Source organism: Altererythrobacter sp. KTW20L (assembly GCF_023501975.1).
GTDB lineage: Bacteria > Pseudomonadota > Alphaproteobacteria > Sphingomonadales > Sphingomonadaceae > Alteraurantiacibacter.
In genome coordinates, this window is the sequence record NZ_JAMFLH010000008.1 from 181946 (window position 1) to 189695 (window position 7750).

At 64.5% G+C, this 7750-nt stretch carries 6 protein-coding genes; 4 read left to right on the plus strand and 2 right to left on the minus strand.

Going from position 1 to position 7750, the window contains the following annotated elements:
- Window positions 1-13 precede the first annotated feature (13 nt).
- From M3P36_RS10070 to M3P36_RS10080, 3 genes are read left to right on the plus strand one after another with little or no spacing between them, the layout of a single operon-like run.
- Entirely contained in the window at window positions 14-1360 is a 1347-nt protein-coding gene (locus M3P36_RS10070; RefSeq protein WP_249703116.1) for an aldehyde dehydrogenase family protein, read from the plus strand.
- A gap of 11 nt (window positions 1361-1371) precedes the next feature.
- Window positions 1372-2613: a lipoprotein-releasing ABC transporter permease subunit gene (locus M3P36_RS10075; protein ID WP_249703117.1), complete on the plus strand. Its 1242-nt coding sequence runs from the start codon at window positions 1372-1374 to the stop codon at window positions 2611-2613.
- Window positions 2606-3289, plus strand: coding sequence for an ABC transporter ATP-binding protein (locus M3P36_RS10080; protein WP_249703118.1), 684 nt, complete (start codon window positions 2606-2608; stop codon window positions 3287-3289). Before M3P36_RS10075 ends, M3P36_RS10080 begins: the two co-directional genes overlap by 8 nt.
- 13 nt (window positions 3290-3302) lie before the next feature.
- Here M3P36_RS10080 and M3P36_RS10085 read toward each other — a convergent pair whose 3' ends face one another.
- Complete coding sequence (locus tag M3P36_RS10085) at window positions 3303-3782, minus strand: YIP1 family protein (RefSeq protein ID WP_249703119.1); 480 nt, start codon at window positions 3780-3782, stop codon at window positions 3303-3305.
- On the minus strand, window positions 3779-4057 hold the full coding sequence (locus M3P36_RS10090; protein WP_249703120.1) for a hypothetical protein: 279 nt from the start codon (window positions 4055-4057) through the stop codon (window positions 3779-3781). Before M3P36_RS10090 ends, M3P36_RS10085 begins: the two co-directional genes overlap by 4 nt.
- Window positions 4058-4192: 135 nt before the next feature.
- Here M3P36_RS10090 and dnaE point away from each other — a divergent pair, with 135 nt between their 5' ends.
- A complete protein-coding gene (gene dnaE / locus M3P36_RS10095; protein ID WP_249703121.1) occupies window positions 4193-7660 on the plus strand; it encodes a DNA polymerase III subunit alpha in 3468 nt (1155 codons plus the stop codon).
- Window positions 7661-7750: the final 90 nt, after the last annotated feature.

The following is a 7750-nucleotide window of genomic DNA, read 5'->3' on the forward strand; positions in this document are numbered from 1 at the left end:
CACGGGAGCATCCATGTCCACCGCAATCGACCAGTCCGCCGATATCGCCCGCATTTTCGCCTTGCAGCAGGCGCACCAGTGGGATGTGAAGGCGAGCAGCGCCGATGTGCGCAAGGCCAAGCTGGTCAAGCTCAAGGCAGCGGTCGAGGCCCATGCCGACGATATCGTTGCCGCCGTCCTAGCCGATACCCGCAAGCCCGAAGGCGAGATCCGCGTCACCGAGGTGCTCAACATCCTCGGCAATATCCAGCTCATCATCGACAACCTCGAAGACTGGATGAAGCCCACCATGGTCACGCCCAGCAAGGTGGTGACCGACAAGGCGATGATTTCCTATGAGGCACGCGGTGTGTGCCTGATCCTGGGGCCGTGGAATTTCCCGCTCGGCCTGGTGTTCGGGCCACTTGCCGCTGCGGTGGCTGCGGGCAACTGTGCCATCCTGAAGCTGACCGACCTGTGCCCGAATGCCGCCCGCATCGCCAAGGTGATCGTGGACGAAGTGTTCGAGGAGAACGAGGTCGCCGTGTTCGAGGGCGAGGTCGATGTGGCCGAGGCGCTGCTGGAACTGCCGTTCAACCACATCTTCTTCACCGGCTCCACCCGCGTCGGCAAGGTGGTGATGGCTGCTGCTGCCAAGCATCTTGCCGGTGTCACGCTGGAGCTGGGCGGCAAGTCGCCAGTGATCGTGGACGAGGGCGCCGATGTGGGCGCCATTGCTGCCGCGCTTGCAGCAGCCAAGCAGTTCAACGGCGGCCAGGCCTGCATCTGCCCCGACTATGTCTTCGTGCGCGAGGACCAGAAGGCCGCACTTGTCGATGGCTTCCGCGCCAATGTGGAGAAGAACCTCGTGGGCGAGGGTGGTGAGATCAACAAGGCCGCCATCGCCCAGATCGTCAACCGCCGCAATTTCGACCGGGTGAAAGGCATGGTGGACGATGCCGTGGCCAAGGGCGCAAAGGTGGCCGTTGGCGGCACGATGGACGAGGCGGACCTCACCATTGCCCCCACCATGTTGACCGATGTCACCCCGCAGATGGCCATCCTGCAGGAAGAGATCTTCGCCCCCGTCCTGCCGGTGATGACCTATGACACGCTGGACCAGGCGATCGATTATGTCGCCTCGCGCGACAAGCCGCTGGCGCTCTATGTGTTCAGCCCCAACGAGGCCAATGTGCAGCGCGTGCTCGACCGCACCTCGTCGGGCGGGGTGACGGTGAACGGGGTGTTCTCGCATTACCTCGAAAACAACCTGCCGTTCGGCGGCGTGAACTCCAGCGGGACCGGCAGCTATCACGGCTATTTCGGGTTCAAGGCCTTCAGCCACGAACGCGCGGTTTACATGCACCAGCCTGCCGCCTAGGCACCCGGTCCATGCTACTCTCCCCCTTCGAATGGACCATAGCCAAGCGCTATATGCTGCCTGGCCGCAGCGAGGCGGTGATCACGCTGGTCGCGTCGATCTCCATCGGCGTGGTCATGCTGTCGGTTGCCATGCTGGTCATCGTGATGAGCGTGATGAACGGCTTCCGCGCCGAACTGATCGACCGCATCACCAGCCTGAATGGCCATGCCGTGGTCCAGGCCTATGGCGGGAGGCTGGAAGGGTGGGAGGACGTGCTGCGCCAGGTGCAGGAAACGCCCGGCGTTACGCGTGCCACGCCGATGGTCGAACAGCCGCTGCTCGCCAGTTTCAACGGCCGCGCCGATGCGGTCATCGTGCGTGGCAACCTGCCGGCGGATATCGGGCGGCTGACTCCCAGCGTGCTGATGGGCGATCTTGCCTCGCTTGAGCCGGGAGAGCGCAACATCGCCATCGGTTCGCGCCTCGCCACCAAGATGGGCGCGCGCGTGGGTGACGTGCTGACGATCATCAATCCGCAGGGGCGCACCACGCCGTTCGGCACCGTTCCGCGCCAGATCGGTTATACCATCACCGCCATATTCGAAGTTGGGATCTACGATTTCGACGAGCGCATGGTCGTCATGCCGATGGAAAGCGCGCAGACGCTGATGCTGATGGGCAATACGATCAGCGCCATCGAGGTGACTACCCGCGATCCCGACCAGACGCACCAGATCATGGAACCGGTGTCCGAAGCCCTGACCGGGCGCGCCATCGTGACCGTCTGGCAGGACATGAACGCCTCGCTGTTCGAAGCCTTGCAGGTGGAACGGGTGGCCATGGCCTTTGCGCTGGGCATCATCGTGCTGGTGGCGGCGTTCAATATCCTGTCGTCGCTGGTCATGCTGGTCCGCAGCAAGACCCGCGACATCGCCATCATGCGCACCATGGGCGCGCGGCGGCAGAGCCTGCTCAAGATCTTCGTCACCACCGGGTCGGTCGTTGGCGCCATCGGCACGCTGGCCGGCGTGGCGCTGGGCCTGCTGGTGCTGTTCTTCCGCCAGGCTATCGTCAACGGGATCGAATTCCTGCTCAACGTCCAGCTGTGGGATCCGCAGGTCCGCTTCCTGACCGAACTGCCCGCGCGGGTGAACGCAATCGAGGTGGTGGTTATAGCATGTTCGGCGATGGGCATGGCCTTCCTCGCCACGCTCTATCCCGCATGGCGTGCGGCCAATACCGATCCGGTCGAGGTGCTGCGTTATGAGTGAGCCGATTGTATCCTTGCGGAACGTCGCCCGCAATTTCGAGCAGGGCGGCGAGGTGATCGAAGTCCTGCGCGGGGTGAACCTCGATGTCATGCCGGGCGAGATCGTGGCGCTGCTGGGGCCGTCGGGCTCGGGCAAGTCCACCATGCTCCAGGCCGTGGGCCTGCTGGAAGGCGGCTTTTCGGGCATGATCTGCATGGCAGGGGTCGATGCCAGCAATGTCTCTTCAGCAGAGCGCACCACGCTGAGGCGCGATCACCTTGGCTTCATTTACCAGTTCCACCACCTGCTGCCCGATTTCACCGCGCTGGAAAACGTCGTGATCCCGCAACTGCTGATCGGCAAGACCCGCGCCGAGGCGGAACTGCGCGCGTCTGAACTGCTCACCTCGCTCGGCATGGGCCACCGCTTGACCCACCGGCCAAGCCAGCTTTCGGGCGGCGAGCAGCAGCGCGTGGCCGTGGGAAGGGCGCTGGCCAACAGCCCGAAGCTGGTGCTGGCCGACGAGCCGACCGGCAACCTTGACGAGAAGACATCCGAAAAGGTGTTCGAACAGTTCATCGAGCTGGTCCGCGGCCACGGCAGCGCGGCCCTCGTCGCCACCCACAACGAGCGGTTGGCTGCCCGGATGGACCGGGTAGTGCGGCTGCACGAAGGCCGGCTGGACGCAGCGGTTTAGGGTTCGAACCGGCCTATTCGGCCTCGTTGGTGTCGATGGTGATGGTCATCGTTTCACCGTCAGGTCCGGTGATCGTCATCGTGCCGTCGGCATTCGAATCGATGCGACCGCTTTCGCCCATGTCGATCGACATCCTGTCACCCATTCCGCTGCCCATCGTCCCTGCCATCATCGTAGGTGCGGTGAACAGGCCGATCACCAGGTTGACCAGGAACATCGCGACGATTGCCGCAATGATCGTCACGGCGGTGAAGCCCACCGCCTTGTCCTGCGGCACGCCCATCACCGGGGTCGCGCCCTTGTAGAGCAGGTAGAGGCTGTAGAGCCCCAGGATGCCAAGGATGGAGAGCATCGGGATCAGCCCGAAGATTCCCGCCAGCCATGCGGCTGTCCAGCTATAGGTTACCAGCCGGAAGGCGGCGGGATAGTCATCCCTGCCGCCGAACCTGGGGCTGAGATAGTTTGCGACATAGGCCACGACCCACAGGCTCACCAGTGACAGCACGAAGCTGACCACGGCGATGTCAGGCCGCTGGCGAGGCCGACGTTGATACTGATGCCCATTGCGCCAAGGCCAAACACCTGCCCGCCGATAAAGCTGGCCAGCGGGCTGATCACCGCCAGTGGCAGGGCATAGCTAAGGAAAAGATCCTTGGGCTTGTCGGTCTCTGTCGCGATTTTCGCCCATTCGGCGGTCGGCTCCAGCAGGATAGCCTTGGCCCGCGCAACGAGTTCGTTGCCCTGTGCTTTTTGCGGCATTTCAGCCATTGTTTCGTCCCCCAACGATTGTCTGGTGAAAGCAGCATACATGAAATTTCCGTGCTGCCTAATAGCCAGTCCTTTTTCCCCAAGCGATCGCCGTCAGCGCTTGATCGCATGCTCGGCAGGCCGCACATTCGGGCGATGGCCTTTGCACCCTTTGTCCCCTTGCGCGTGTTCTCCAGCTATTCGATGCTAGAAGGCGCGATCGATCCCAAGGCCATTGCCAAGCTGGCCAAGGAGCGCGGCTTTCCCGCCGTGGCGATTTGCGACCGCAACGGGCTCTATGGCGCCACCATGTTTGCCTCCGCAGCGAAGGATTATGGGATCCAGCCGATCATCGGCGCGCTGCTGGGCGTGGCGCGCGAAGAGGGCGGGCCGATCGACTACCTTCCGCTGTTTGCGCAGGACGAGGGGGGCTGGCTCAACCTGTGCCATCTCGTCAGCCGCGCGCACCTAGACCGGCCGCTGGAACTGGAACCGCATGTCGCGCTGGCTGACCTTGCAGGGCGGACCGATGGGCTGATAGCGCTGTCCGGCGGAGCAGAGGGCGGGGTGACGCGGCTGTGCGCTGCAGGCAAGGCTGACCGGGCCGATGGGCTGGCGCGCCACCTTGCCGCGCTGTTCCCCGGCCGGTTCTATATCGAAGTGGCCCGGCGCGGGAACGAGGTGGAGGATGCAGCGGAAGAAGCGCTGGTGGACCTTGCCTATGCCCTCGATCTGCCGCTGGTCGCCACCAACCCGGCCAATTTCGCCGATCCGCATATGCACCCGGCGCACGATGCCATGCTCTGCATCGCCAATTCGACCCAGCTCGACAGTTCCGACCGCCCGCGTTCCTCGCCCGAAGCATGGGTCAAGTCCGACCGGATGATGGGCGAACTGTTCGCCGACCTGCCCGAAGCGACGGCCAATACCCTGGTGGTGGCACAACGCTGCGCCTATGCGCCGGTCAAGCGCAAGCCGATCCTGCCAAGCCTTGCCGGCGATATCGAAGGCGAGGCGCGGCTGCTGGCAGAAGACGCGCAGGCGGGGCTGGCCGCGCGGCTGGAACACTATCCGCCGATGAGCGAGGAGGAACTGAAGGTCTATACCGACCGGCTCGCTTTCGAAGTGGACGTGATCAGCCGGATGGGTTTTCCCGGCTACTTCCTGATCGTGGCCGATTTCATCAAGTGGGCCAAGGCGCAGGGCATTCCGGTGGGGCCGGGTCGCGGTTCGGGTGCGGGTTCGCTGGTGGCATGGTCGCTGACCATCACCGATCTCGATCCGCTCAAACTGGGCCTGCTGTTCGAACGCTTTCTCAACCCGGAACGCGTGTCGATGCCCGACTTCGATATCGACTTCTGCGAAACCCGGCGGGGCGAGGTGATCCGCTATGTCCAGGATCGCTATGGGCATGACAAGGTCGCCCAGATCATCACCTTCGGCAAGATGAAGGCCCGCGCCGTGCTGCGCGATTGCGGGCGGATCCTGCAGATGCCCTATGGCCAGGTGGACCGGCTCACCAAGATGGTGCCCAACCATCCGACCGATCCGTGGACCCTCGCGCGCACCCTCAACGGCGCGGCCGACTTCCGGCGCGAGTACGAGAACGACAACGAGGTGAAGCGGCTGGTGGATCTGGCGCTGCAGCTCGAAGGCTTCCCGCGCAATAGCTCCACCCATGCCGCGGGCGTGGTGATCGGCGACCGGCCGCTGTCGCAACTGGTCCCGCTGTATCGCGATCCGCGGTCCGACATGCCGGTGACGCAGTTCGACATGAAGCATGTGGAGGACACCGGCCTCGTCAAGTTCGACTTCCTCGGGCTGAAAACCCTGTCGGTGCTGCGCAAGGCGATGGACCTGCTGGCGCGGCGCGGCATCACGGTCGATCCGGACAAGCTGCCGATGGACGATGCGGCGGTCTACACCCTGATGAAGCGCGGCGACACCGTGGGCGTGTTCCAGCTGGAATCCGAAGGTATGCGGCGCACCCTGGCGCAGGTGCGGCCGACCGTGTTCGAGGACATCATCGCGCTCGTCTCGCTATACCGCCCCGGCCCGATGGACAACATCCCGCTGTTCGGCAAGCGCAAGAACGGCGAGGCGCCGATCGAATATCCGCATCCCAAGCTGGAAGGCATCTTGGCCGAAACCTACGGCATTTTCGTGTACCAGGAACAGGTGATGCAGGCAGCGCAGATCCTGGCGGGATACTCGCTGGGCGATGCCGACCTGTTGCGCCGCGCCATGGGCAAGAAGGTCCAGGCCGAAATGGACGCCCAGCGCCAGCGGTTCGTCGATGGCTGTTTGGAAGTGTCGCAGATCGAGCAGCGCGAGGCGAACGTGCTGTTCGACTTGATCGACAAGTTTGCCGGCTACGGCTTCAACAAGAGCCACGCGGCCGCCTATGCCGTGCTGTCCTACCAGACCGCCTGGGTGAAAACGCACTATCCGGAGGAATTCTACGCCGCCTCGATGTGCTTCGACATGCACCAGTCCGAAAAGCTGAGCGTGTTCGTGGACGATGCGCGCCGCAATGGCGTGGTGCTGCTGGGGCCGGACATCAACCGCTCCGAAGCCGAATTCAGCGTCGAGCAGACCGACGAAGGCCACGCCGTGCGCTATGGCATGGCGGGCATCCGCAACGTCGGCGAAAAGGCGATGGACCAGATCGTGGCCGAGCGGGAGGCAAACGGGGCCTACGAGAGCCTGGAAGACCTGTTCCGCCGCACACCCGCCGGATCGATGAACCGGCGCCAGCTTGAAGGCCTGGCGGGCGCAGGCGCACTCGACAGCCTTGAGCCCAACCGCGCCGCCGTGATCGCCAATGCCGAGATGCTGCTCGCCGTGGCCGATGCCGCCTCCCGCGAGCGGACGAGCGGTCAGGCGGGCCTGTTCGGCGGCGAGGACCATGCCGAACCCGGCCTGCGCCTCGCCGCCGCCACGCCGTGGAGCCGTGCCGAGCAGATGGAGGCCGAGCGCGAGAGCTTCGGGTTCTATTTTGCCGCCCATCCCGTCACGGAATTCCGCATGGTCGCCTCCAGCCACGGCGCGCGGACCTATGCCTCGCTGATGCAGGGCGATGTGATGGGCGAGCGGACACAAGGGGTGATGGCGGCGCTGGTCGAAAGCGTCAGCAAGGGCCGGACCAAGCGCGGGGCGGATTTCGTGCGCGCCACTTTCTCCGACAGCACGGGCCAGTTCACCGCCGCCTGTTTCGAGGAAGGGCTGGTCGAGGCCTTCCAGCGCTGGGCCGCCGATGGTGCCTGCGTGCTGCTCAACGTCGAACTCGACAAGCCCAGTCCCGACGATCCGCCGCGCATCACCGTGCGCGGGGCCAAGCCGCTGGCCGAAGTGACCGGCGCATCGCGCATGGTGCTGGAATGCGAGATCGACAGCGAAGGCGCACTGGCGGCGCTGTGCGAGACACTCGCTCCCGGCAAGGAGGGACATGGCGAAGTGCTGGCGCGGCTGCGGATCGGCGAGGAAGTGGACCCGCTGGTGCGGCTGGGCGACGCGTTCGACCTGCATGGTGACCTGGTGGACCGGCTGGCCGCTGTGCCGGGCATCTTGAACGTCTCACTGAGGCCTAAGCGCGGCACTTCCTCGCTGCGGCTTGTGGCCTGACCCACGAAAAAGGGGCCGGAGGTTTCCCCCCGACCCCTGTTTTCGTTGCGACGTGAAGCCTTGCCTTAGCGGCCCGAACCGGGACCGTAA